A 22,982-nucleotide genomic window follows, 5' to 3' on the forward strand; every position below is an offset into this window, starting at 1 on the left:
TTGCACAATACCCCAAAGCCCCCTATCACCCCATTGTCTTTCGTAACAAACTCAAAGCACTCATCACAGGGCAATAGAATGATCGTCTCAAAAAAAGCGTATTACCTCGACTTGGGTAAAACCGGTACGTCTTACGTTGAAGATGTGATCGATCGAGCAAGCGCGTCAGAGTTTTTCTCTCCCAAAGGTGAACGCCATCGCGGCTTTGCACGTCGACCAAGCGACCGAGCGCTACGCAACATGTTGATCATTACCTCGATCAGAAATCCCTATAGCTGGTATGCGTCACATTTCACATATGGACGCAAAACGAACGGCAGGGTTTGGCGCACTTTGGTCCAACAAGGATTCTCTGATCCGCAACCAGATCAAATAGAACCTTTCTTGACTGCCATTCTGGCAGACCGACTTGAACTGCCAAAACGCAACCATAACAATCCAGAACAGGCCGCTTGGCGCAACTTTCCTGAGAACCTCGGCATGATGACACTGCAATATGTTCTTCTGCTTGACCCTAAGTTCCTTCTGCGTCGCCGTCGCAGTGTCGCCGATATTAAGGCCTGGTACCGAGACAATTGGTTTGCGCCCGAGCGCAAAAATTTAATTATGTTTGGACAAAAAAATCTAACCCAAGAAACCGTCGAACTGGTGCGTGAAAACTCCGAATACTTTGACCTCAAGCCCAATTACCTTGAAATCTTGAGTAAGATTGAAAATGAACAAGCCGATGCCGAATTACACAAGGTGCAAGGGATTAAATCTTATAAATCCTATTTCAGCGATACAGCACGGTTTCTTGTGGAGCACTATGAAAGGCTATTATTCGAGCAATTCGATTTCACCTTTGAGGAAATCTAAACTAGAATTTTTTGACCTAGGTATTTCTTTCGCTTGGGCGCAGGTAGGGCAATAATTTTGGATTCGTTCTGGGCAAGAAAATCAAAGGCTAATTGACAATCAATACCGCACTCCAAGATATCGTCGTACCACTGTTCTGACAGGGCTATCGCCGCAGGATCATGCAAATCTCTCAAACCATAACCGGTCATGAACATCCGATCTGTCGCTAAACTTTTCCCAGCATCTAATTGCGCCAAAAGATAGTGCAACATCCGGTGCGCTTGCGTGCGGTAACGCGCCTGCATCAATGAATCGGTGAATTCCCACAACACATTTTCTGCAACATGTGGGCTTAGCTTCAAAGCCAAGGCCGCGCCCGACTGGGTTAGCAGCTGGATCTCACCCGGGATGGCAGCGTGATAAATTCTTTGTTTATCGTCAGAATATACCAAAAAACGATACTTCCGCAGGTCCGGAAAAAAATGCGGTAGAGCTTTGGCGATTTTGGCTTGCTGTGCCGCCTCAACTGGATTGGCCACGATGGGTAGGTCCAAAAAAATTGGACGCCAGCCAAAATCGGTTACAATTTCCAAGACTCGTCGGTTGTTAGAAACGAAGTAATGCGGATAATCACGAGCGCTGTTGTTGCGATCAAAGCTAAATGAGCGTGTGCGGCCGCAATAGGTCGAAAAAATCGCTGTATCGCCGCGCGCCGTTGCATGAGTTGGCGACGCCGGTATCACTTTTTTAAGCTCACTGCGCGCGAGCGGAGCACGGTCGTATGCATCAGAAATTGGGTATACCGAATAGGAAACGCTGTCGACTAGATTCCTTATCCTACGTCGCATCTTGTGTCTGTGACGTGCGAGGCGCAATGTGGCGCGTTCAAACATTTGCTTCGCTCCTAAAATTATTTTTATCGAAAGGCATAAGGCCAGCGAATTTAAATATCTGCTCCATCTGATATTCGGACGGCAATTTATTTAACGCCAATTTTTGCATACGTGCCCCCTTCATTAGAGCCTGTATATCATCTCCTGTCATCTCAGCGTATCGGCGCTTCCAATGCCGAAGCATCAACTCTTTGTACGAGGGCAGTTTAGGCACTTGCCCCCATAGCGCACGAATCTCTGGTGCCTCTTCCAGCATCAAATCAAAGAGGTAATGCGGCCAAAAGTAGGGGTGAAGTGGGCGCTGTGCGCCGCCTTCAGGTTTCACCGACCAAATCCGGTCCTTAGGTTCGATCACCCGCTTAGGCCTACGAGCAGGAGAAGCTGCGCCATTTGATCGGCCAACCGCCAAAACATCTCGGCGTGCCGCTAGAACCCCGAGCCAGCCTGCGTCCAAGCTACGTTTACAAGTTTGGATACCCCTAGGCCTATCCCAATAACCAACAATTTGCCGCGCCCATGAACGCATGATTGGATCTCCAGGCTCACAAGCAAGAAACCAGTTTTCCACGGAACGTTTTCGGTATGGGTCATGGAATAAAAATGCACCGCGCGTAGTTAGATCATGAATCCATTGATCTAAAGGCAGTATTGGCACTGTTGCGGCGTCCACGTATACGCCGCCATGTGATGCCAAATTCAGCACCCTAAAAATATCCGCCTGCCCCTGTAACGTAAGTGGCTCATGTAGAATGCCTGCCGCCTTGAAAGTTTTTTTTGCGACTTCACTGTCGGCGACTATAATCTCCCAACCTGGGTTCTTCTCACCCCACGCCCTCCAACATCGTTGCACTACTTGTGGCGCTGCCGCAGCCCCTTGCGCCCAGAAAAAAACGATGCGCTTTGGTAAGGTCATTAACTCACGATCCTTAGTCGTTTCGGCCTTTGTTTAGCCGTAATCAAAAGTAGCGAACGAATACAACCCATTGTCTACTATCAAAGCCATACAGAGTACTTGAGTCACTCACATAGCAAACTTTGCATCAACGAACCAACGAACCTCTTCTGGAGTAGCCACCTGAAAATGGTCCACAAATTGGAGGATCAGCGATGGCTGGAAAACGTCAGAAGACCGAAGATATCGTATCGAAGCTTCGGCAGATAGAAGTGTTGCAGCGACAACGGGACGGAATTGACCAGCATGGCAGTGCTCAGATGGTGCCAGGCGACCCGGATTGACTGGCACTACATCGCGCCAGGCAAGCCGATGCAAAATGCCATTCTCGAAAGTCCCAACGGCAGGTTTCGGGACGAGCGCTTGAACGAAACCCTGTTCTCGTCACTGGCCGAGGCGCGCGACAAGATCAACGCATGGAAGGAGGACTACAACCTGATCAGACCCCACTCATCCCTCGGCAATCTCACGCCGCAGGAATTTGCAATGAAATCGAAACTGGAAACCAGGGCCTCATGAGACCAGAAATCAACCGACGGATTCTCCCAAAGGCTGGAGGGAAGTCGGGTCTCAGGTCAGCTTTTTCACTTCCACATAAGCAAAATGGGCGTTGTGGGAGCAAAGATTTAGATGCGAGCTGCCGGGACCATTCGCGTGACTCGCGTCTGCCCCCCTCAAAGCGTTACATTTTTTGATTTAGTTCCAGCAAGTCATTAAAATCGTATTGAAAAATGCGTGGTTAACAGGTCCGGACAATGTAGGGGCGAGAGAGCGGGATTGTTGGGGCAAGATGGGGCCTGATAGCGTTTTGCAAAGAACGGCGCTGACGCTATAGTCTTCAACTTTAACGGATTTTTTCGGCCACAGACTGTTTGGAAAAGGGTTACAAAAGGCGGGGTGGCGGAGGGAATGGGTCTGGCCGCCAACCCTCTCTGGTGCCAGTGTCGGTCGGTGGCGGTTCATACGAGGTTCTGCGCGCACCAACATGTAGCTATTGACTACATAGTAGCCGCAGGCTACATAGAGGCATGAAGGAAATCGCGTACTCAAAAACCGCCCAGAAAGCTCTCATGCGGATGCCACGAAATTGGGCGATACGGGTTCGCGATAAAGTAAACGCTTACGCCTCGGACCCTGCCTCACAAGCGAACAATGTGAAGGCGCTACGAGGCACCAATGGTATGCTGAGATTACGTGTCGGGGATTGGCGCGTCGTTATGTGTGACGGTGTTGTGCTCGAAATTCTCGACGTCAAGGCACGCGGCAGCGCCTACAAGGAGTGATGCAGATGAATGAAATGGTAACTATTCCCAAGGACGAATACCTCCGCCTAAAGGCTATTGAAGAGGACATGTCCGACCTTCATAGCGCGACCCAGACTCTTGAGCGGATCAAGGCAGGTACCGAGGAGCTGATCCCTTCTGCTGTCATTGACCGCCTTCTCAACGGTGATGCACCGCTTATGGTTTGGCGTGAACACCGTCTGCTTTCTCAAGCGGAACTCGCCCGGCAATCCGGCGTAAATCGGATTCAAATTATCGATATTGAAGCAGGCCGTAAGACTGGATCGGTCGCCTCTCTCAAAAAATTGGCGACCGCTCTGCAAATCGACATGGATGACTTGGTCGTCGCCGACGACGAATAGCATCCTACTTTTGCCGCGCGCGGCAGATCAGGTCAGCTTCAACCTCTCGCGACATGTCCCACATCGGGGCATGTGGGCTCAGCGGCACGTTCTCGGCGATGAACTTGATCCCCCAAAAGATCACGGCGACGATGGCTTCGAAGGCTGGATGCCTGATGGAAAGTCTGGCACATACAAAACTATGAAACGGTCTTTTTGCGGTCTTCATGCCACTGGGCGATACAGTATATGACGGGAACAATACTCGAATGAATGGGCAGTTTGTTATTTCGCTGGATTTCGAGTTGCTCTGGGGTGTCCGCGATCATGCCGTTCGAAACACGTACGGCAAAAACGTGCTCGGTGCTCGGGATGCGGTCCCAAGAATGCTGGAGCTTTTCGCCCAGAATGAAATCCGCGCCACGTGGGCGACCGTCGGTTTTCTGTTTTGCGAAGGCAAAGAGGAATTACTGGCCTCTTTTCCCAGTGAACTCCCGGCCTATTCAAATCCGCGTCTGTCAAACTTTTCCTATATTGACGAAATCGGCAAGGACGAACGTTCTGACCCCTATTACTTTGCGCCGTCCTTGATTTCGGCGATCCATCAAACGCCAGGACAGGAAGTCGGGACACATACGCTGTCTCACTACTACTGCCTTGAGGATGGTCAAAATACCTCTGCTTTTGAGGCGGACATTGTAGCGGCCAAGAAACTGGCGGCTGCGCGCGGGATCGACCTGAGGTCCATCGTGTTCCCGCGCAACCAGTTTGCAGCGGAGCATCTGAACATCTGCGCCAAACATGGGATCACTCATTATCGAGGAAACCCCACACCTTGGGCCTACCAAGCCGCGAAGGGCGCCGAGCAGACATCAATGCGCCGAGCCCTCCGTTTGCTTGACGCCTATTCTGGGGCCTTGGGATCACAAACCTTCGAGGCTAATGCAGGTCAACCAAAGGATGTTCCCGCCAGTCGCTTCCTGCGACCCTGTGCGGGTCGTTTGGCCCCGCTTCATCCTGTGCATATAGCCACGATCAAGCGTGGTATGACAGCTGCCGCGCGGGACGGGAAAGGCTATCATCTGTGGTGGCACCCGCATAACTTCGGACAGAACCCCGAGGCAAACCTCGATGGCCTCGGTCAAGTCATCAGCCATTTTGCAACGCTGCGCGACCGCTACGACATGAAATCCCTGACGATGGGAGAGTTTTGATGACGGATCCCGTCATTTCCATTGAGCCGCTGAGCGACGAGTTGATGGACGCATATTTGGCGTCCGGCATGGAACGTGGGAAATCAGGCCGGTTCGCGGTCGAATGGACTTTTGAAACCAACCCAGCCCCTTTTGCCGTGGCAAGATTTGATAGTCAGATCGTCGGGATTTCGGGGTACATTCAATCCCGCATGCAGTTTGGGTCGGAAACCGGTGTCGCGTTTCAGGCGGTGGATTCTTTCGTGTCAGAGAGCATGCGCGGCAAAGGCATCTTCACTCAGCTGGCGCGCGCCTATGACGCGCATACCACCAGTTCTGGCGGCGACCTCGTCTGGGGGTTTCCTAATGACAATGCCGCACCGGCCTGGTTTGGCAAGCTTGACTGGCACAGCCACGGGCAGGTTCCCTTTTTGATCAAGCCGCTACGTGCCGGTTTTTTCAGCCGTAAATTCCGCCTGCCATTCGACTTTCCCCTGACCCGTGCGCGTGATCAGAAATTACCTCCCGTCACCGAGGTCGGTGAATGGGGCGATGCCCTTTGGGACTCCGTGGCGCCAGCTATCGGCGTGGGCACGGTACGTGATAGGGCATTTCTGAACCATCGCCTCTTCAATGGCCCACAAGCAGGGCACTACCGGGTAGTGGCGTCTTCCGATCAAGCGGCACCAGCCATTGTCGCCACACGGGAGGCGGAAAAGCACGGGGGCCGGATTGCTTATGTGATGGAGGCGTTGGGCGGGGCGTCTCTCGAACCACTCGTGATGTCCGAACTGGGACATCTCGCGTCGCGAGGTGTCGAACTGGCGCTAGCCTGGTCGTTTCCATGGTCTCCAAACTATCGCACGTTGCGCAAAGCGGGCTTTATGCCTTTGCCTGAACGCCTGCGCCCGATCCACATCTGGTTTGGCAGTAGACCGAAGTCGGGACTGGCCGCTCCTGCGGACCATCAAGGCCAGTGGTATCTCAGCTATCTCGACAGCGATACAGTGTGATCCTTGTTTAGCTTTTTACGCCTGGCGATGGGCCTCTTTACGCGCTTCAGAAAGGCGATCCCATGCACATTTTGATGACGGTGAATGCCGCCTGGAACATCTGGAACTTTCGGCGCCCCGTGGTCGAGGCGCTTCTGGGCGGTGGTCACCGTATCACGGTCCTCGCGCCTCCCGATGATGCCGTGTCTGAGCTTGAAGGCTTCGGCTGCCATATACGCCCGCTGGAGATGAGCGTGAAGGGTCTCAATCCGCTTGAGGACATGAAGCTGCAGCGCCGTTTCAAACGCATATTTAGTGAAGAGCAACCAGACGTCGTGCTGAGCTACACCATCAAGAACAACATCTTCGGCGCACGGGCTGCCCGTGCGGTGGGTGTGCCGTTTCTGCCCAATGTGACCGGGCTGGGCACCGCTTTCCTGTCTGGCAAGCTGCTGCAAATTGTGACCGAGCAGTTGTACCGACGATCCTTCAGCAAACTGCCGACTGTGTTTTTCCAGAACGAAGACGATCGTGACCTGTTTCTCGATCGCTCGATGGTTCGCCCGGATCAGGCCCGTCTGCTACCCGGCTCAGGCATCGATCTGGTTCGCTTTGCACCAGCCGCAATGCCACCAGCGGAGGGCGCGCCTGTCTTTCTGATGATCGCCCGGCTTTTGCGCGACAAAGGCGTGCTGGAATTTGTCGATGCGGCCAGACAGATCAAGGCGCGGTACCCGAAAGCGCGGTTTCAGCTGCTTGGAGCCGCCGGTTCGGAAAACCGCAGCGCCATTGACCGCGCGACGCTCGACGCTTGGGTCGCAGAAGGCGTGGTGGAATATCTTGGTACAACAAGCGATGTGCGCCCTGCGATCGCAGCCGCCAACTGTGTGGTTCTGCCTTCCTACCGCGAGGGCGCGCCGCGGACCTTGATTGAGGCGGCCGCCATGACCCGCCCGGTAATCACGACGGACGTGCCGGGCTGCCGGGCTGTGGTCGACCGTGATGTCTCGGGTTTTCTTTGCGAGGTGCGTAGTGCCGAGAGCCTGGCTGCCGCGGTCGAGCGGTTTCTTGCACTTCCGCCTGAGGCGCAACAGGCCATGGGTCAGGCCGGTCGTGCCAAGATGGAACGCGAATATGACCTGGCCATCGTGGTTGACGCTTACCGCGAGGCGATCGCACGCCTTGTGGAAACCCGGCAAGGCCAGTGACGATGGATACGGCCTTTTTCATCGCCTCAAAACTGATCGGTGCGCTTTTGCGCCCGGACACGTGGATCATCATCGGGCTGGCCATCGTGGTGCTGGCGCTCATCACGCAGCGTCGCCGTCTGGCACTTTGGGTCGGCTGCCTGACGCTATCTGTTCTTGTGACGCTGGCAATCCTGCCGCTGGGCAATCTGCTTCTGCAACCCATCGAGCGAAGCTACCCTGCAAACCCGCCTCTGTCACAGGTCGATGGCATCATCGTGCTCGGCGGCGGTGAAGATGCCCGCGCCAGCGCCTATTGGGGCCAGATGCAGTTCAACGAAGGCGGCGATCGTTTTGCCGCCGGAATTGCACTTGCTCGGCAGTTTCCGGATGCGCGGCTGCTCTTCACTGGTGGCAGCGGCGCGCTGCGCGACCTCGCTGGGGCGGCTGTTTCCGAAGCTTCCATCGCCGAGCAATTTTTCCTCGATCAGGACCTTAATCCGGAACGCCTCCTTCTCGAGAGCCGCTCGCGCAACACCGCTGAAAACGCCAGCTTCAGCCTCGCCCTCGCCGATCCCGATGAGACATGGTTGGTGGTTACAAGCGCTTTCCACATGCCCCGCGCCATGCGGAGTTTCGAGGCGGCCGGATGGTCGGGCCTTGTGGCTTGGCCTGTCGATTATCGCACATCGCGGTTTACCGATGACATAGGCTGGGATCTCACGCGCAACCTGCAGGTCCTGAATACGGCGATCCGCGAGCAGGCCGGGCAATTGGCGTACAGGCTTACGGGACGATAGACAGGCGGCGACCCAGACCAAACGCCGGTTCAGCTTATCGGTCCCGCGTCAAACCGTCCGCAACTGATCCGCCGTCACCGCAACCCGGGTCTGCCCGCCCATAATCTCCATCAGCACCCAGACGCGGCGGTCCGGGGCGATGGTCTCGATCGTGGCGACAAAATCCGCGATCGGGCCGCTGGTCATGCGCACCCGGTCACCGGGCTTCAACAGCTTTGGCGGCAGCAGCTTTCCGGCGGTATCACAGCGCAGCATCAGCTGGCTGACGATATCCAGCGGCACCATGGCTGGCTCCTTGCCGAAACTGACCAGCCGCGTGATGCCATAGGTGGACTGGATCTTGCGCCAGAGTCCACCCGCGACATCAAAGGACACGAACACATACCCCGGAAACATCGGCCGCAGGGTCGAGACGAACCGGCCCTTGCGGTTCCGGGTGCCCCCCTCCATCGGCAGGAAGGTCCGGAACCCCTGCTGCTTGAGGTTGCGGTCGGCAATCTGGGCGCAGTTCGGTTTTAGCTGTGCCAGAAACCAGCTGTTGCCGCGGTCGTGGTAGGTCATCGTATTCCTCGGGTGCTACTCTGAGCCTCTTATCGCTCAAGTCCGAGCAGATGCTCGTCACAGTTTCAGGGAATTCCGTGAAGATTTGGTGACGGCCACATGCGAAGAACGCTCCATCATGTTGATATAATGCGATAATCTCTACTTCTCAAGTTTATAGACCGCGCCACCTACGCAAACGTCCAGCCAATGAAAATGTGAATTGGAGGCTGAGTTGGATGGGAGTGGCGAAATTACCGAGTTTCGGGCGGCGCAATATTTGCGCATGTCAACGGCGCACCAGCAGTATTCGACCAACAACCAGTCCGACAAGATTCGCGAGTATGCCGACAAGCGTGGCATCGAGATCGTCAAGACATATGCCGATGACGGCAAAAGCGGACATTCAATCGGCGGCCGCGCCGCTTTGCAAAAGCTGCTCAGCGATGTGGAATCCGGTCGTGCTGATTTCAACTTGATCCTGGTTTACGACATCAGCCGTTGGGGCCGGTTCCAGGATGCGGACGAAAGCGCTTAATACGAATATATCTGCAGGCGCGCAGGCATTCCAGTCGCGTATTGCGCCGAGCAGTTCGAGAATGACGCTCGCCGGTGTCGACCATCGTCAAGGGCGTCAAACGCGCCATGGCCGGTGAATACAGCCGCGAGCTTTCAGTCAAGGTGTTCACCGGGCAATGCCGGTTGATTGAGCTTGGGTTCCGCCAAGGCGGCACGGCAGGCTTCGGCCTGCGCCGGGTGCTGCTCGACGAGCGCGGCATTATCAAGGGCGAGCTGAAACGCGGCGAACACAAATCGCTGCAGACCGACCGCGTTATTTTGATGCCCGGCCCCGGCGAGGAAGTGGCTTGGGTCAACAAGATGTATCGCTGGCTGATCGAGGAGGACTCGTCCTTCCGCGAGATTGCCGACCGACTGAACGAGGCAGGCGTGGCCACTGATCTGGACCGGCCTTGGACCTCGGGGACTGTGCGCACCGTCCTGACCAATGAGAAATACATCGGCAACAACGTCTATAATCGCAGTTCCTTCAAGCTGAAGAAGCTGCATGTCGACAACCCACCCGACATTTGGATCCGCAAGGAAGGTGCGTTTGAGGGGATCGTTCCGCTGGAATTCTTCCTAACGGCCCAAGAAGTCATCACGGCACGCCCTGCCCGCCTGTCGGACGAGGAATTGCTGGATCACCTGAAACGCTTTTATGCCGATGCGGGCCAGCTGTCCGGGGTGCTGATTGATCAGGCGCCTGATATGCCCTCGCCCTCCGTTTTTCGCAACCAGTTCGGGTCACTCGCCCGCGCCTATGAGATGATTGGCTATCGCTCGGACCGGGATCAAGAACGCATCGCGCTCAACAAGCGCCTGCGCGCCATGCACCCAGAAATCATTGCGCGGACCGAGGCCGCCATCGCCTCTGTGGGCGGCACGGTGGTGCGCGATCCCAAGACTGACCTGCTGACCATCAATGACGAGATGGTCATCAGTCTCGTGCTGGCGCGCTGCCAGCCGCAGGCTGACGGGCGGCTGCGATGGCGCATCCGGTTTGACCCGATGCGCTATCAGGCCGACGTCACGCTGGCCGTGCGGCTCGATCCCGAAAATCGCGAAGAGCTGGATTATTACCTGCTGCCTTGGATCGATCTGCCCCGGCAGGAAATTCGGCTGTGCAACCGCAGCAGCATTGCCTTTGAGGCCTTCCGCTTCGAGGACCTCGGCTTTTTCTACGGCATGGCAGAGCGCGTTGGCATTCGGCGCAAATGGGGCCAGACGGAATGATCACAACCACACCGGAAAGGACCGCACCATGAACCCACCCAAACCAAGGAGCCAGCCCATGCAGAATGACACCCCCGAGAGCGTGACGCTCGTCCCCATCGATCGCATCGAGGTCCTGAACTCGCGCGACCGCAACATGAAGGTCTTTGAGGAAATCGTTGAAAACATTCGCAGCATCGGCCTCAAGAAGCCGATCACGGTGACAGAGCGCGAGGGTGCCGATGGCGAGACCGCCTTTCTGCTGGTTTGCGGCGAAGGGCGACTGAATGCCTTCCGCCTGCTGGGTGAAACCCACATTCCAGCGCTGGTGGTCAATGTCAGCGACGAAGACGCCTTCATCATGTCGCTGGCGGAAAACATCGCCCGGCGCTGCCACCGCCCGCTGGAAATCCTCGCCGACATCGAGCTCTTGCTGGCGCGCGAATACACAATCGACGACATCATCCATCGCACGGGCCTTTCGCAGAAATACGTTCGCGACATCGCCTTCCTTCTGGAAAAGGGTGAAGAGCGGCTGATCGAGGCGGTGCAGAATAACACCATCCCGCTGACAGCGGCGCTCTAGATCGCACTCGCCAAGAACGACGATGGCGATCTCGGTGACATGCTGGAAGAGGCTTACAAGTCAGGCCAGCTCAAAGGCCACCAGCAGACGGACGCCAAGCGCCTGATGGAAAAGCGCCGTGACAAAGACCCCAAATCCAGCGCGCGGCCCAAACTGCCGAAATCCGCGCATTCGCTGGTCAAGATTTACCAAAAGGAGGTCGCCCGCCAGCACAAGATGGTGCTGAAGGCCGAACACGCACATCAGCAGCTCCTTCTGGTAGTTCAGGGCCTGAAATCCCTCTTTGCCGATGAGAACTTCGTCACGCTCCTGCGCGCCAAAGGCCTCGACACACTGCCCAAATACCTCGCCGACCGCATTGAAACCATCTGATCCCGGAGATCCCCATGACCCAAATTAACACCGTAAAGCCCATTTACCCCGGCGCCTTCCCCCCACCCAACGATGAGGATGATGCGGCACCGCGCTACCCCACGGCCCCGCTGAACCTGACGCTCGGGTTTGATCTGGAAACCTATCAGATCCCAATTGAAGAGCTGATGCCCTCGAAAAAGGTACCGGACGGCGTGATGACCACCCGCAAGTTCAAGCAGATCCTGTCCTCGATCCGCGAGATAGGGCTGATTGAGCCGCTTTCCGTGATCAAGACAGACCCGGACGCCCCCGGCTTCCTGCTGCTCGATGGCAATCTGCGGGTGCTGGAGCTGAAGGAGCTGGGTCAAGACGTAGCCCCTTGCCTGATCGCCAAGGATTTTGAGACATACACCTTTAATCACCGGATCAACCGGCTCTCGACTGTGCAGGAGCATTATATGCTGCGGCGCGCCATCGACAAAGGCGTCAGCAAGGAGCGGCTGGCGCGCGCCTTCAACGTCAATCTCTCCACGATCAACAGCCGGATCAACCTGCTGCACTGCATCTGCCCACGTGCCACCGATTTGCTCAACGACCACCAGTTCACACCGGATGTGACGCGGCACCTGCGCAAGATGAAGGCCGCTCGCCAGATCGAAGCGGTCGAGCTGATGATCGGGGCAAACAGTCTCACGGCCGCCCACGCGGATGCGCTTTTGAAGGCCACACCGCCTGAGCAGCGCACCGACTACACCCCGCCCAAGCCAGAAGAACCTAAAGGTGACCCGCTGGAACAGATTGTCCGGCTTGAGCGCGAGATGAACAACGTGCAGTGAAAGTACAAGGATGCCGAAAAATCCTATGGCTCAGAGCTGCTGAACCTTGTGGTCGCCAAGGGCTACATTACCAAACTTGTTGGAAACGAGGCCGTCCGGTCGTGGCTTACGCGCACAGCGCCCGAGATGCTCGAGCAGTTCGATCTGGTGATCAACACCACCAGCATGGAAGAAGCCCTTGACCAGCAGGCACAAGAAGAGGGTCAGTCTGGGCCCGCGGGGCAGTCAGAGGATGATGCGACGGGTCCAGAGCAGGATATCGCCGCCGAGTAGCGCAGATCGCGCGAGGCGCGTGACACGGCGGTCAATGATCGCTTCTCGCCGGACGGCGATGGCCTGAGGCATCGTTAAGGACAGATTGTCTTCGCAGGTGCAGCAATTTGAGATTGCGCACTCTCGGAGCTTACGTTACCTTCAGAACTGAGCATGGCAATCCTTGCTTGCCACCGCTTGATCTTGGAGTGAACCGACGTTGGTTCACTGAGAGCGAAAATCACTGAAAATCAGAAATTCCTTATTGTGCTTTGATGCAGAAGCCGATAACGCTCGAAACTGAGCAGTTATGTCTACTTTGCGTCACATTGCAAACACGGATCCGACGAGGCGCCTTGCAGGCAGTCCTTGTGCGGCAGCCTGAATGAAAGCTATTCAATTATGACCACACAACGCGACAAGCTGCGCGAAGATGTGCAGTTCCGGATCCTGCGACTTCTGCAGGACAACCCTGAAATGAGCCAGCGCGACCTGGCCAAGGCCGTCGGCGTCAGTACGGGCGGAATCCATTACGTGCTCAACGCACTCCTGGACAAGGGCCTGCTCAAGCTGGGGAACTTCACAGCGGCCGAAGACAAACGGCGATATGCCTATGTGCTCACGCCCAAGGGCATCGCCAAAAGGGCCGATCTGACCAAACGGTTTTTGGTACGCAAAATGGCGGAGTATGAGCAGCTGAAAGCCGAGATCGACGAGGTTCGTGGTGATCTGTCCGATGCGGAAATAGCTGAGTTGAAGACCGCCTTGAAGAAGGGGTGAAATGAAATGCTATTACCAGAAAATTGAAAATGAGAGTTTTTAGATGGCTGAAGTTGCTTCAAAAAAGCGTGTTTTAATCACCGGCACCGCCGGGTTCATCGGGTTCCACTTGGCTAAGTTGTTGCTGGCCGAGGGTTTCATCATTCACGGCTATGACGGCATGACCGATTATTACGATATCGCCCTCAAGCAGCGTCGGCATCAGATGCTGCGGCAGAACCCGAACTTCGCCGCAACCGAGGGGATGCTGGAAGATCAGGCACTGCTCGACCGTGTCGCCGATGACTTTGCGCCTGATGTGATCGTTCATCTCGCGGCACAGGCTGGTGTGCGTTACAGCCTCGAAAACCCGCGCACTTATCTCGATGCCAACGTCATCGGCACGTTCAACGTCATGGAGGCTGCGCGCCGCCTCGGCGTGCAGCACTTGCTGATGGCATCAACCTCTTCGGTCTATGGGGCCAACACCGAAATGCCCTTCACCGAGACGGAAAAGGCCGATACGCAGCTGACCATCTATGCTGCGACCAAGAAAGCCAACGAGAGCATGTGCCATGCCTATTCGCATCTTTACGATTTGCCGACCACGATGTTCCGGTTCTTTACTGTCTATGGCCCGTGGGGGCGTCCGGATCTGGCGCTCTACAAGTTCGTCGGTGCGATGCTCGACGGGCGACCAATCGATATCTACAACAACGGCGAGATGTATCGCGACTTCACCTACGTCGACGATCTGGTGGGCGCGATACGTCTGCTGATTGATGTGGCGCCCGTCCGCCCGGAAGACGGCGTAGTGCCCGAAGGCGACAGCTTGTCGCCCGTTGCCCCCTACCGCGTCGTGAATATTGGCAATTCCGACAAGGTGAAGCTGTTGGATTTTGTCGATGCGATAGAGGACTGTCTGGGTGAAAAGGCAGAACGGAATTACATGGGGATGCAGACCGGTGATGTGCCCGCAACCTGGGCCAATGCGGATCTGCTGAAAACCCTAACCGGATATCGTCCGGAGACGGATTTCCGTGATGGCATCGCACGGTTTGTTGAATGGTATCGGGAGTATTCTGGGAAATGACATATAATATGAAAACGATTGCTGTCATTGGTCTTGGCTACGTCGGGCTTCCTCTTGCGGTCGAGTTCGGGAAATCCCGGCCCGTGATTGGCTTCGATATCAATGAAGCGCGGATCGAGGCGCTGCGCGCTCAACGGGATGCAACACAGGAGGTGCCAGCGGATGAGCTGGCTGCGGCCGAGCACCTAAGCTTCACCACTGATCCGGCTGATCTGGCTGCGGCGTCCATCTATATCGTCACGGTGCCCACGCCGATCGACGCGCACAAGCGCCCGGATCTGACCCCACTGATCAAGGCCTCTGAAACGCTGGGCCGGGTGCTCAAGCGCGGCGACATCGTGATCTACGAGAGCACTGTTTACCCCGGCGCGACCGAGGAAGATTGCGTGCCCGTGCTGGAGCGCATCTCAGGCCTCACGTTCAACGTGGATTTCTTCGCAGGCTATTCCCCCGAGCGGATCAATCCGGGCGATAAACTCCACCGCCTGCCCGATATCCGCAAGGTAACATCCGGCTCCACACCCGACATAGCCGAAGAAGTTGATCAGCTTTACGCCAGCATCATCACCGCCGGAACATACAAAGCCGAGAGCGTCCGCGTCGCAGAGGCCGCCAAGGTGATCGAAAACACGCAGCGCGACCTCAACATCGCGCTCGTCAACGAATTGGCTATCATCTTCAACAAGATGGGCATCGATACCGACGCGGTGCTGAAGGCGGCCGGAACGAAGTGGAATTTCCTACCCTTCCGTCCCGGTTTGGTAGGTGGGCACTGCATCGGCGTGGACCCGTATTACCTGACCCACAAGGCTGAGGCGATGGGCTATCACCCGCAGGTAATCCTTGCTGGGCGGCGTATCAATGACGGGATGGGGACATATGTGGCCGGCCAACTGGTCAAGGCGATGCTCAAACGGCGGATACAAGTAGAAGGCGCGAGGGTATTGGTTCTTGGTCTCACGTTCAAGGAAGACTGCCCAGATATACGGAATACGCGTGTTGTCGATGTGATCCGCGAGTTGCAAGATTATGGCATTCAGGTTGATGTGCACGACCCGTGGGCAAACGCGGATGAGGCGCGCCATGAATACGAGCTGGACCTTGTGCAGCCCCCGCAAGCTGGCGGTTACGATGGGATCATTCTAGCCGTCGCGCATGACCAGTTCAAAGCATTGGGGGCGGACATTATGCGCGGTTTGGGCAAGGCTGATCATGTACTCTATGACCTGAAGAATGTTCTTGAAAAACAGGAAAGCGATCTTCGACTGTGACTTATCCGAAACTAAGTGTCTTAAGCCTTTAAATCGTTACAGTTTAAGACAGAAGAAGTCCTTCCTCTTTAGGACCCTCTGTGAATATTGCACTACAAGCGTCAAGGGCACAAAAACTTCCTTAAGAATAGTAAAAAATTACATGAGTATCGCGAAACACACAACGTTCAATCTAGTGGGAGCCATCCTCCCGCTGGCAATTTCGCTGCTTACAATTCCAATATATCTGAATTTGATAGGAGAGGCACGGTACGGCGTGCTGGCAATCGCCTGGCTCCTCCTTGGCTACTTTGGATTGTTTGATCTGGGCCTTGGTCGCGCGACGGCCCAGCGGATAGGTTTTCTGCAATCAGGAACAGCGGACCAACGTGCAACGGCTTTTGGCACAGCCTTTTGGGTCAACCTTGCCTTGGGTATATTGGGTGGCCTTATCATTTGGCCAGTCGCACATTATGTCTTTAGCTTCGTCGTCGACATCGAAACTGACCTGCGCGCAGAAATCGTGGCAATGGTTCCTTGGCTTGCCATTTCGTTACCCTTCGCCACCTTATCGGGGGTGCTGACTGGAGCACTGATTGGCCGAGAGAGGTTCCTGGAGTTGAATGCCATTTCAGTATTTGGCGCAACTCTTATACAATTACTCCCGATTTTCGCCGTGCTGATTTTGGGACCCAAGCTTACTGTGATCATCCCAGTGGTCCTATTGAGTAGGGCATTGACCCTTTTAGTTCTATTTCAACGCTGCCTTCATCATATCGTTAAAGGCCACCGAATTGGCTTTGAGACAGCAGAGGCGAGCCGTCTCTTGACCTTTGGTGGCTGGGTCACTGTCACGTCAATCGTTGGGCCAATGATGGTAATATTGGACCGTATGGTGATTGGCGTCGTTTCTGGCGCAGCAGCGGTCACGCTCTACACGATACCGTTTCAGCTTGGGGAGCGCACAACCTTATTGGCGCGGTCGGCGGCGAATGCACTATTTCCAAGGCTCTCGGGACTAGAAGAGAATGAGCGCACGCACATGGCGCGTGAAGGGCAAAGCGCATTGATCGCAATTATGACCCTGATCACAGCAATCGGAATACTTTTGATCGAGCCATTTTTAGCGCTTTGGATATCTCCGCAGTTCAGCAACGATTCTAGACAAATAGGGATCATCATCTTAGCTGGCTTTTGGGCAAATAGTTTGGCGATTATTCCATATGTGCTTATCCAAGCAAGAGGGCGACCTGACCTTGTTGCAAAAGTACACCTCTTTGAAGTACTCCCTTATTTCGCGATGCTATATATCGGACTTCAAATTTTTGGGCCACCGGGGGCTGCCATCGCATTTTCCATTAGAGCTTCAGCAGATGCACTATTGTTGGGCTGGGTCGCAGGCCAACTTCGCAGCTCCTTCTCATTGATCATCAAACCAGCGTTGATAATAGTCGCAACTATTGTTGTTGCAACCATGCTTGTGCCTGGGACGCTGGCATGGTTTATATCTTCATTTTTCGTTCTTTCTTTGACACTACTCCAAGCTTGGATAACAGCACCCAACAAACTGAAAAAAATGGTTCTCTCCTCTATCAATCGCATCAAAAGATATAACCGGAGCACTGATTAAACATGAGCGAATCCATGAAGTTTAGCACAGACGCCAAAGACATTTGGGAAGCACCGTGGCCTATGGATGGCCTCGAAGCACTGAATAATTGCCCAATCTGCGGAGATAGTCAGCGAAAAAACCTCTATGATGGGCTCGTGGATAATACTTTCTTTTGTGCACCAGGTAAATGGAGCCTTTGGTCCTGCATTTCCTGTAGCGTCGCCTATCTTGACCCAAGGCCATCGCCTGCAACAATCAGTCTAGCATATGAAAAGTATTACACACACACCAAAGACAATATATCTCAAAGCTCGTATGAAGACCTTAGAAAATTTCGTAAACTGCGGCGACGATTGGTTAATGGTTACACAAACTGGCGGTTTGGTACAAAAGAAGAAAATGCGAATGCATTGGGCGTAATCATCGCGCTTCTCATTCCTTTCGTTCGCAAGCCTATCGACAACAGATACAGAAATTTACCAAAGCGGGATAAAAATGGCTCTCGCCTCTTAGATTTGGGCTGTGGAAACGGAACATTTCTGAAAACAGCGAGGAACTGCGGCTGGGACGTTGTGGGAGTGGATCCTGATCCAAAAGCGGTTAGGGAGGCACAAGACAATGGCTTTGAAGTGCATCATGGCAGCATCGATATTTTTGCGGGCCAGAAAGACTTATTTGACTTTATTTGCATGAGCCACGTTATCGAGCATCTGCATGACCCGATCAAAACGCTGGCCGATTGCCACCGCATTCTAAAGCCAGGCGGCACCATTTGGATCGAAACACCAAATATTGATAGTTTTGGTTGTCAATATTTTGGCATTAACTGGCGCGGGTTAGAAACTCCCCGGCACCTCGTCATACAAAGTAGCAAGTCTTTGGCTTTTTCGCTCAAGAAAAGTGGCTTTTATGCAATTTCTTGGTTGCGCGATAAGAACGTGTACAGGGGAATGTTCAAGAAAAGCTATGAAATGAGCAAAGATTGCTCTCCCAATGAGTCACTGCCATTGCCGATCAAGTTCGCCTGTCGGGCATATAAAGCAAAATATCTTGGATTGTTTTTTGTCGGTCGGCGTGAGTTTCTGATCATCACAGCACGAAAGCCCAAAACATGATACCGCGTGTCTCAATCGCTATGGCTAGCTATAATGGTTCCAAATACATTGTGAACCAATTGCAAAGCTTCGCTGCGCAACGCCGGTTGCCAGATGAAGTTGTTGTCTGTGACGATCGCTCAACGGATGGTACATTCGATTTACTGCAGAAGTTTCAAAAAAAGGCACCATTTGAAGTTCGACTACATCAGAATGATCAAAATATTGGATATAGTAAAAATTTCGCAAAGGCGCTTAGCCTGTGCTCTGGTGATGTGATCTTCATAAGTGATCAAGACGATTTTTGGCAGCCATCCAAAATTGAATTTATATTAAAAGTTTTTGAGAATGAACCAAAGACGCAGTTGGTCGTTAATGATATGGTTCTGACTGACACAAATCTGACGCCAACTCCATATACCCAATTGGGAAACATCCTGGCTGCTGGCGGAAAGGCTGACGAGTTCTACTCAGGTTGTTGCATGGCATTGCGTCGTCCACTGTTGGATTTGGCAACACCGTTTCCTGAGAATTTTTTTGCTCATGATAACTGGATTAATCACCTTGCGGTACCGCTTGGCGTCCGTTCGTTGATTTCGAAACCTCTACAGCTCTACCGCCGTCATGATCAGAATGCCTCGAACTGGATGCTCAGCAGTCCGACAGGGGTATCTCAGTTCAGTCGTGCCCGTGCAGCCGGGCTTGGTTCAGCTGCGGAAGGGTGGAAGGATCAGATCGAACGATATCAGATCACCCTTGAACGGTTAGCATCACGAACCAACGTGCCGGGGGCTCACGATGATGCCCTTCAAAACTTGCAATTCCGTATTAAAAACCTTGACGCACGTTTAACCCTTTGCGCGAAATCCAGAGTAGTGCGGTGGCATCTTGTATTGGCGCTCTGGCTGCGGGGTGGATACACTGATTTTGCCGGGTGGAAAAGTGCAGTAAAGGATTTGATCCGCCCATGACCAAAAAAACAGTTTTACATGTCGTAGAATCTCTGAATTTCGGCGGCGTGGAATCTCATATTCGAACTATCGCACTAAATACACAGGAGACTGCATTCGAACACAATATTTGTGTCATTGCCGAAGGCGGTGCCATCGCGGACGAACTGATTGCTGCTAAGTGCCCTATTGTCGTGCTCCGAGAACGATCAAAGATCCCGTCACTTGGCGCGATTCTAGCGTTGATCAAAGAAATCCGGTCACGACGCCCGTCAATAATCCATTGTCACGGTGCAGAGGCTAACTTTCATGGTCTAATTGCGGGCCGCATTTGTGGTGTCCAGGTCTGTCTGGCCGAAGAGATCGGAATTCCACAACACTCACGTAAGGCCCAAATGGTTTTCTTCTGCGTTTATAGGTTGGCTGATGCAGTCGTTGCAGTTTCGGAGGGCGTCAAAAAAAGACTAATTGACCTGCGGGAGGTTCGTCCAGAACGTGTTCATGTCCTGCTTAATCCCACTCAAATGCAAAGCGAGCGTGATCAGCCAGAGTTGTCGGATCGCTTCAGGTTGGGGTTCGTGGGGCGCCTTGAAAAAGTAAAAAACCCGTTGGCCTTGATCCAAGCCGCCGCACTACTGAGAGAGCGCGGGTTAGCGGTGCAATTGACGATAGTCGGTGACGGCAGTCAGCGGGGGCTGCTTGACGACGCGGTGAAGCTGCTTGATCTTGAAAGTGTGGTCGACTTAGTAGGCTTTGACCCTCAACCGTTTGATCGTCTGAGCAACGTAGATCTATATATACAACCATCGATCTCTGAAGGCTTCGGTTTAGCACTGGTCGAAGCAATGTCGGCAGGAATCCCCGTTCTGGCAACACCTGTAGGCGGCACGCCGGAAATTGTCATCGATTGTGAAAACGGCTGGCTGCTCTCAGGAACAGACCCAACCGCAATTGCTGACGGAATTGAGAGATGTGCCGTACTGTCCCCCGAAACACTGGATACCATAGGCCGAAATGGTCGCAAATCGGTTTTCTGCCGGTTTTCTTCTGCCACATATTTCGCCGCCTGCGACGCTTTTTATGCACGTCTTCTTTTGGAGCGCAGTACATGAGCCGCATCCTTTTCATAACTTGGGACGGCCCCCAGACAAGCTATCTAGAAGGGCTATTTCTTCCCATTTTCAAGGCTCTCGCCAAACATGGACACCATGTGCATGTTCTGCAATTCACTTGGGCCAACGCGGATAGTACCGAATACGCTAAAAATATATGTGAGGCTTCAGGAATCCCTTATCGGGCAGCCCCCATTTGGAGAAACTTCGGAAGTGTGGGTCCTTTTGCTTCTGCTGTTTTGGGACGCAGTCACATCCTGCGTGCAATACGTGATTGGAATATAGATACGTTAATGCCAAGGAGCCTGATGCCTGCATTGGCTATTTTAATGTTGGGCTACCGCAGGGAATTGAAATTGATCTTTGATGCGGATGGGTTTGCCGTAGATGAGCGAGTGGATTTTGGAAGGCTGTCTCCGGAAAGCGCAACTTATCGGATCTTGCGGGCTGTCGAGACGCATATAGTTCGGGTCGCCGATCGCGTCCTTGTCCGGACGCCGCGCGCCATCGATATCTTGGTAGATCGCTCAAAAACTGACAGAGCAAAATTTCACGTCGTCGGCAATGGCCGTGACCCGACACCCTTCCTCAGCGGTTGGCCACGGCGGATCGATAACGAGTTCCGACTTTGTTATGCTGGTTCTCTTGGTTCCCAGTATTGCCCTGACCAAATGATGGCAGTGGCGCAATGCTTACGTTTTCATATTCCCAATCTGGTGTTTCGTATCTTCACTGGTGACAAAGCTAACCTTGATGCCGCCCTTGATCGGTTAGGCGTCTATGATCGAAGTTGGATTGAGGTCTCGCGGCTGCCTCCAGGGGATATGCCCGCCGCATTGATGCAATGTGATCTCGCACTGGCTCTCCGCCAGCCAGCTTTTTCGACACAGGGCGTTGCACCAATAAAGCTCGGCGAATACATGTTGGCAGGGCTGCCGGTCATAGGCACAGAGGGTGTAGGACTAGTCGATCCTCTGATTGCGTCAGGAGTGATGTTCCCGTTAAAAGAGGACCTTTCGCAAGTTTGGCCTTGGGTGCGCGATAATGTCATTTCGCACCAGAATTCACTTCGTGAACGAGCACAAGCATTAGGCTTGGCTCATTTTTCCCTAAAGACGTCGGTAGATAGCTATTTGCCCGCTTTGAATACAGACATAGGAGCAAGCCCTTGCCAAACATTCTAATAACTGGAGGAGCGGGTTTCATCGGAAAACGCCTGGCGCTGTCGCTGCGCAATGCTGGGCACAGTGTCACCGTGTTCGACAACCTCCACCCTCAAGTTCACCCTGATCCAGAGGGTGCGGTTGCGGAACTAAAACAAGCAGGCGCGCGCTTTAGCCGTGGCGACGTGCTTGACGGTGGCGCGCTCACCAAGGCAATCATCGTCGCGGAGGCTGACATTGTCATCCATCTCGCGGCAGAGACTGGTACAGGTCAGTCATATGACCTTCCAGTGCAATACTGCGACGTTAACGTGACCGGGACCGCACGTTTGATAGAAGCAATTAGGGCAGCCCGCACCGAAGGGATCGACGTAAGCCGAGTAATCCTCGCCGGATCTCGCGCAGTCTACGGTGAAGGCGCCTGCCGCGATGGCAAAGGCCGCGAGGTGACTGCAGTGCCGCGTCTGTCAGCGGACCTAGCTACCGGCGATTTCGCCCCCAAGGATGCTCAGGGCCGCACGTTAGAACCGATCGCAAGCTGCGCCGCGACAACAGTGCCTGCGCCTGCTTCTATCTATGCATCGACTAAACTCATGCAGGAATATTTGCTTCGACAAGGTCTCGAGCAATCGGGCATTGAAGCCTCAATCTTGCGCCTGCAGAACGTCTACGGTGCCGGTCAGTCGCTGCACAATCCCTATACCGGCGTACTGTCGATCTTCGCTCAACAACTGCTCGAGGGCAAAACCCTGAACATCTACGAGGATGGTGAGATCGTGCGCGATTTCGTCCATGTTTCGGATGTGGTCTCCGCGTTCCATCGGCTGTGTGAACTTGAACTAGTGCCTCAAGAGACGGCTGACATCGGCTCAGGCAAAGGTGCTTCGATCCTGGAGGTTGCCCAGACGATGATCGAAGTGCTTGATCTTGTCGGAGAGCGCCTGACGATCAGCGGGCAGTTCCGTCCGGGAGACGTCCGCCATGCTGTTGCCGACATCTCTGCCGCTGAACGCTACCTTGATTGGAAGCCGCAAGTCAGCCTGAGTGACGGGATCCGCGATTTGATCGACTGGGCGCGCAAGACAGGATGATAGGTTCAGTCGCCATTGCCATATCAGCCTTCCACT

At 54.1% G+C, this 22,982-nt stretch carries 25 protein-coding genes and 1 pseudogene; 23 read left to right on the forward strand and 3 right to left on the reverse strand.

The genetic code is table 11. The features are described from left to right. The first annotated feature begins 78 nt into the window (after nucleotides 1-78). Nucleotides 79-858 (forward strand): hypothetical protein, encoded by a 780-nt coding sequence (locus tag C4S59_RS09005; protein WP_103910116.1) that lies wholly within the window; start codon nucleotides 79-81, stop codon nucleotides 856-858. Here the strand turns inward: C4S59_RS09005 and C4S59_RS09010 are convergent. Beyond that, on the reverse strand, nucleotides 855-1,733 hold the full coding sequence (locus tag C4S59_RS09010; RefSeq protein WP_146064524.1) for a hypothetical protein: 879 nt from the start codon (nucleotides 1,731-1,733) through the stop codon (nucleotides 855-857). The genes C4S59_RS09005 and C4S59_RS09010 overlap by 4 nt on opposite strands. After that, nucleotides 1,726-2,646 (reverse strand): glycosyltransferase family 32 protein, encoded by a 921-nt coding sequence (locus C4S59_RS09015; RefSeq protein WP_103910118.1) that lies wholly within the window; start codon nucleotides 2,644-2,646, stop codon nucleotides 1,726-1,728. The genes C4S59_RS09010 and C4S59_RS09015 overlap by 8 nt, the downstream gene beginning before the upstream one ends. 258 nt (nucleotides 2,647-2,904) lie before the next feature. Between C4S59_RS09015 and C4S59_RS09020 the strand changes: the two are divergent. From C4S59_RS09020 to C4S59_RS09055, 7 genes and pseudogenes are all read left to right on the forward strand, one after another. Continuing rightward, a pseudogene (locus C4S59_RS09020) lies at nucleotides 2,905-3,204 on the forward strand (integrase core domain-containing protein); the annotation flags it as partial. Between the two features lie 509 nt (nucleotides 3,205-3,713). Next, a complete protein-coding gene (locus C4S59_RS09025; protein ID WP_103910119.1) occupies nucleotides 3,714-3,968 on the forward strand; it encodes a type II toxin-antitoxin system RelE family toxin in 255 nt (84 codons plus the stop codon). A gap of 5 nt (nucleotides 3,969-3,973) precedes the next feature. After that, nucleotides 3,974-4,330 (forward strand): helix-turn-helix domain-containing protein, encoded by a 357-nt coding sequence (locus C4S59_RS09030; RefSeq protein ID WP_103910346.1) that lies wholly within the window; start codon nucleotides 3,974-3,976, stop codon nucleotides 4,328-4,330. A 206-nt stretch (nucleotides 4,331-4,536) separates the two neighbouring features. Then, on the forward strand, nucleotides 4,537-5,523 hold the full coding sequence (locus tag C4S59_RS09040; RefSeq protein WP_103910121.1) for a polysaccharide deacetylase family protein: 987 nt from the start codon (nucleotides 4,537-4,539) through the stop codon (nucleotides 5,521-5,523). Beyond that, nucleotides 5,523-6,515, forward strand: a complete 993-nt coding sequence (locus C4S59_RS09045) for a hypothetical protein (protein WP_103910122.1) — start codon at nucleotides 5,523-5,525, stop codon at nucleotides 6,513-6,515. The genes C4S59_RS09040 and C4S59_RS09045 overlap by 1 nt, the downstream gene beginning before the upstream one ends. Nucleotides 6,516-6,577: 62 nt before the next feature. Continuing rightward, nucleotides 6,578-7,702, forward strand: coding sequence for a glycosyltransferase family 4 protein (locus tag C4S59_RS09050; RefSeq protein ID WP_234994721.1), 1,125 nt, complete (start codon nucleotides 6,578-6,580; stop codon nucleotides 7,700-7,702). Nucleotides 7,703-7,704: 2 nt separating this feature from the next. Then, a complete protein-coding gene (locus C4S59_RS09055) occupies nucleotides 7,705-8,481 on the forward strand; it encodes a YdcF family protein (RefSeq protein WP_103910123.1) in 777 nt (258 codons plus the stop codon). 48 nt (nucleotides 8,482-8,529) lie between these two features. On the opposite strand, the gene nusG is transcribed toward C4S59_RS09055, so the two are convergent. Continuing rightward, entirely contained in the window at nucleotides 8,530-9,042 is a 513-nt protein-coding gene (gene nusG, locus C4S59_RS09060; RefSeq protein WP_103910124.1) for a transcription termination/antitermination protein NusG, read from the reverse strand. 202 nt (nucleotides 9,043-9,244) lie between these two features. Here nusG and C4S59_RS19885 point away from each other — a divergent pair, with 202 nt between their 5' ends. From C4S59_RS19885 to C4S59_RS09120, 15 genes are all read left to right on the forward strand, one after another. Continuing rightward, nucleotides 9,245-9,559, forward strand: coding sequence for a recombinase family protein (locus tag C4S59_RS19885; protein ID WP_327346203.1), 315 nt, complete (start codon nucleotides 9,245-9,247; stop codon nucleotides 9,557-9,559). A gap of 74 nt (nucleotides 9,560-9,633) precedes the next feature. Further along, the gene (locus C4S59_RS09065; RefSeq protein ID WP_327346204.1) at nucleotides 9,634-10,815 is read left to right on the forward strand and encodes a recombinase family protein; all 1,182 of its coding nucleotides are present in this window, start codon (nucleotides 9,634-9,636) and stop codon (nucleotides 10,813-10,815) included. 58 nt (nucleotides 10,816-10,873) lie between these two features. Next, a complete protein-coding gene (locus tag C4S59_RS19655; protein WP_200813188.1) occupies nucleotides 10,874-11,380 on the forward strand; it encodes a ParB N-terminal domain-containing protein in 507 nt (168 codons plus the stop codon). 39 nt (nucleotides 11,381-11,419) lie between these two features. Continuing rightward, entirely contained in the window at nucleotides 11,420-11,752 is a 333-nt protein-coding gene (locus C4S59_RS19660) for a hypothetical protein (protein WP_200813189.1), read from the forward strand. 14 nt (nucleotides 11,753-11,766) lie between these two features. Continuing rightward, on the forward strand, nucleotides 11,767-12,570 hold the full coding sequence (locus C4S59_RS09075; RefSeq protein WP_200813190.1) for a ParB/RepB/Spo0J family partition protein: 804 nt from the start codon (nucleotides 11,767-11,769) through the stop codon (nucleotides 12,568-12,570). Nucleotides 12,571-12,696: 126 nt separating this feature from the next. Continuing rightward, a complete protein-coding gene (locus C4S59_RS19665) occupies nucleotides 12,697-12,843 on the forward strand; it encodes a hypothetical protein (protein ID WP_200813191.1) in 147 nt (48 codons plus the stop codon). 381 nt (nucleotides 12,844-13,224) lie between these two features. Beyond that, nucleotides 13,225-13,602 (forward strand): MarR family EPS-associated transcriptional regulator, encoded by a 378-nt coding sequence (locus tag C4S59_RS09080; RefSeq protein ID WP_103910125.1) that lies wholly within the window; start codon nucleotides 13,225-13,227, stop codon nucleotides 13,600-13,602. Between the two features lie 43 nt (nucleotides 13,603-13,645). Continuing rightward, nucleotides 13,646-14,674: an NAD-dependent epimerase/dehydratase family protein gene (locus tag C4S59_RS09085; protein ID WP_103910126.1), complete on the forward strand. Its 1,029-nt coding sequence runs from the start codon at nucleotides 13,646-13,648 to the stop codon at nucleotides 14,672-14,674. 8 nt (nucleotides 14,675-14,682) lie between these two features. After that, nucleotides 14,683-15,945 (forward strand): Vi polysaccharide biosynthesis UDP-N-acetylglucosamine C-6 dehydrogenase TviB, encoded by a 1,263-nt coding sequence (gene tviB, locus C4S59_RS09090; RefSeq protein WP_200813192.1) that lies wholly within the window; start codon nucleotides 14,683-14,685, stop codon nucleotides 15,943-15,945. Between the two features lie 142 nt (nucleotides 15,946-16,087). Further along, entirely contained in the window at nucleotides 16,088-17,554 is a 1,467-nt protein-coding gene (locus tag C4S59_RS09095; RefSeq protein ID WP_160006814.1) for a flippase, read from the forward strand. 2 nt (nucleotides 17,555-17,556) lie between these two features. After that, nucleotides 17,557-18,651 (forward strand): class I SAM-dependent methyltransferase, encoded by a 1,095-nt coding sequence (locus C4S59_RS09100; RefSeq protein WP_103910129.1) that lies wholly within the window; start codon nucleotides 17,557-17,559, stop codon nucleotides 18,649-18,651. Then, complete coding sequence (locus C4S59_RS09105) at nucleotides 18,648-19,601, forward strand: glycosyltransferase family 2 protein (RefSeq protein ID WP_103910130.1); 954 nt, start codon at nucleotides 18,648-18,650, stop codon at nucleotides 19,599-19,601. The genes C4S59_RS09100 and C4S59_RS09105 overlap by 4 nt, the downstream gene beginning before the upstream one ends. After that, nucleotides 19,598-20,692, forward strand: coding sequence for a glycosyltransferase (locus C4S59_RS09110; protein WP_103910131.1), 1,095 nt, complete (start codon nucleotides 19,598-19,600; stop codon nucleotides 20,690-20,692). Before C4S59_RS09105 ends, C4S59_RS09110 begins: the two co-directional genes overlap by 4 nt. Then, nucleotides 20,689-21,876 (forward strand): glycosyltransferase, encoded by a 1,188-nt coding sequence (locus tag C4S59_RS09115; RefSeq protein WP_160006817.1) that lies wholly within the window; start codon nucleotides 20,689-20,691, stop codon nucleotides 21,874-21,876. The genes C4S59_RS09110 and C4S59_RS09115 overlap by 4 nt, the downstream gene beginning before the upstream one ends. Then, on the forward strand, nucleotides 21,861-22,946 hold the full coding sequence (locus C4S59_RS09120) for an NAD-dependent epimerase/dehydratase family protein (RefSeq protein ID WP_234994722.1): 1,086 nt from the start codon (nucleotides 21,861-21,863) through the stop codon (nucleotides 22,944-22,946). The genes C4S59_RS09115 and C4S59_RS09120 overlap by 16 nt, the downstream gene beginning before the upstream one ends. The last annotated feature ends 36 nt before the right edge of the window (nucleotides 22,947-22,982 follow it).

Source organism: Thalassococcus halodurans, from assembly GCF_900108225.1.
Lineage (GTDB): Bacteria > Pseudomonadota > Alphaproteobacteria > Rhodobacterales > Rhodobacteraceae > Thalassococcus > Thalassococcus halodurans.

Bases quoted from the DNA above. Each gene is read 5' to 3' on its own strand.
- C4S59_RS09010 (WP_146064524.1), bottom strand. From the start codon at position 1,733: ATGTTTGAACGCGCCACATTGCGCCTCGCACGTCACAGACACAAGATG.
- C4S59_RS09110 (WP_103910131.1), top strand. From the start codon at position 19,598: ATGACCAAAAAAACAGTTTTACATGTCGTAGAATCTCTGAATTTCGGC.
- tviB (WP_200813192.1), top strand. From the start codon at position 14,683: ATGAAAACGATTGCTGTCATTGGTCTTGGCTACGTCGGGCTTCCTCTT.
- C4S59_RS09045 (WP_103910122.1), top strand. From the start codon at position 5,523: ATGACGGATCCCGTCATTTCCATTGAGCCGCTGAGCGACGAGTTGATG.
- C4S59_RS09085 (WP_103910126.1), top strand. From the start codon at position 13,646: ATGGCTGAAGTTGCTTCAAAAAAGCGTGTTTTAATCACCGGCACCGCC.
- C4S59_RS09095 (WP_160006814.1), top strand. From the start codon at position 16,088: ATGAGTATCGCGAAACACACAACGTTCAATCTAGTGGGAGCCATCCTC.
- C4S59_RS09050 (WP_234994721.1), top strand. From the start codon at position 6,578: ATGCACATTTTGATGACGGTGAATGCCGCCTGGAACATCTGGAACTTT.
- C4S59_RS09105 (WP_103910130.1), top strand. From the start codon at position 18,648: ATGATACCGCGTGTCTCAATCGCTATGGCTAGCTATAATGGTTCCAAA.
- C4S59_RS09015 (WP_103910118.1), bottom strand. From the start codon at position 2,646: ATGACCTTACCAAAGCGCATCGTTTTTTTCTGGGCGCAAGGGGCTGCG.
- C4S59_RS09025 (WP_103910119.1), top strand. From the start codon at position 3,714: ATGAAGGAAATCGCGTACTCAAAAACCGCCCAGAAAGCTCTCATGCGG.
- C4S59_RS09115 (WP_160006817.1), top strand. From the start codon at position 20,689: ATGAGCCGCATCCTTTTCATAACTTGGGACGGCCCCCAGACAAGCTAT.
- C4S59_RS09080 (WP_103910125.1), top strand. From the start codon at position 13,225: ATGACCACACAACGCGACAAGCTGCGCGAAGATGTGCAGTTCCGGATC.
- C4S59_RS09030 (WP_103910346.1), top strand. From the start codon at position 3,974: ATGAATGAAATGGTAACTATTCCCAAGGACGAATACCTCCGCCTAAAG.
- C4S59_RS09055 (WP_103910123.1), top strand. From the start codon at position 7,705: ATGGATACGGCCTTTTTCATCGCCTCAAAACTGATCGGTGCGCTTTTG.
- C4S59_RS19660 (WP_200813189.1), top strand. From the start codon at position 11,420: ATGCTGGAAGAGGCTTACAAGTCAGGCCAGCTCAAAGGCCACCAGCAG.
- C4S59_RS19665 (WP_200813191.1), top strand. From the start codon at position 12,697: ATGCTCGAGCAGTTCGATCTGGTGATCAACACCACCAGCATGGAAGAA.
- C4S59_RS09075 (WP_200813190.1), top strand. From the start codon at position 11,767: ATGACCCAAATTAACACCGTAAAGCCCATTTACCCCGGCGCCTTCCCC.
- C4S59_RS09100 (WP_103910129.1), top strand. From the start codon at position 17,557: ATGAGCGAATCCATGAAGTTTAGCACAGACGCCAAAGACATTTGGGAA.
- nusG (WP_103910124.1), bottom strand. From the start codon at position 9,042: ATGACCTACCACGACCGCGGCAACAGCTGGTTTCTGGCACAGCTAAAA.
- C4S59_RS19655 (WP_200813188.1), top strand. From the start codon at position 10,874: ATGCAGAATGACACCCCCGAGAGCGTGACGCTCGTCCCCATCGATCGC.
- C4S59_RS09005 (WP_103910116.1), top strand. From the start codon at position 79: ATGATCGTCTCAAAAAAAGCGTATTACCTCGACTTGGGTAAAACCGGT.
- C4S59_RS09040 (WP_103910121.1), top strand. From the start codon at position 4,537: ATGCCACTGGGCGATACAGTATATGACGGGAACAATACTCGAATGAAT.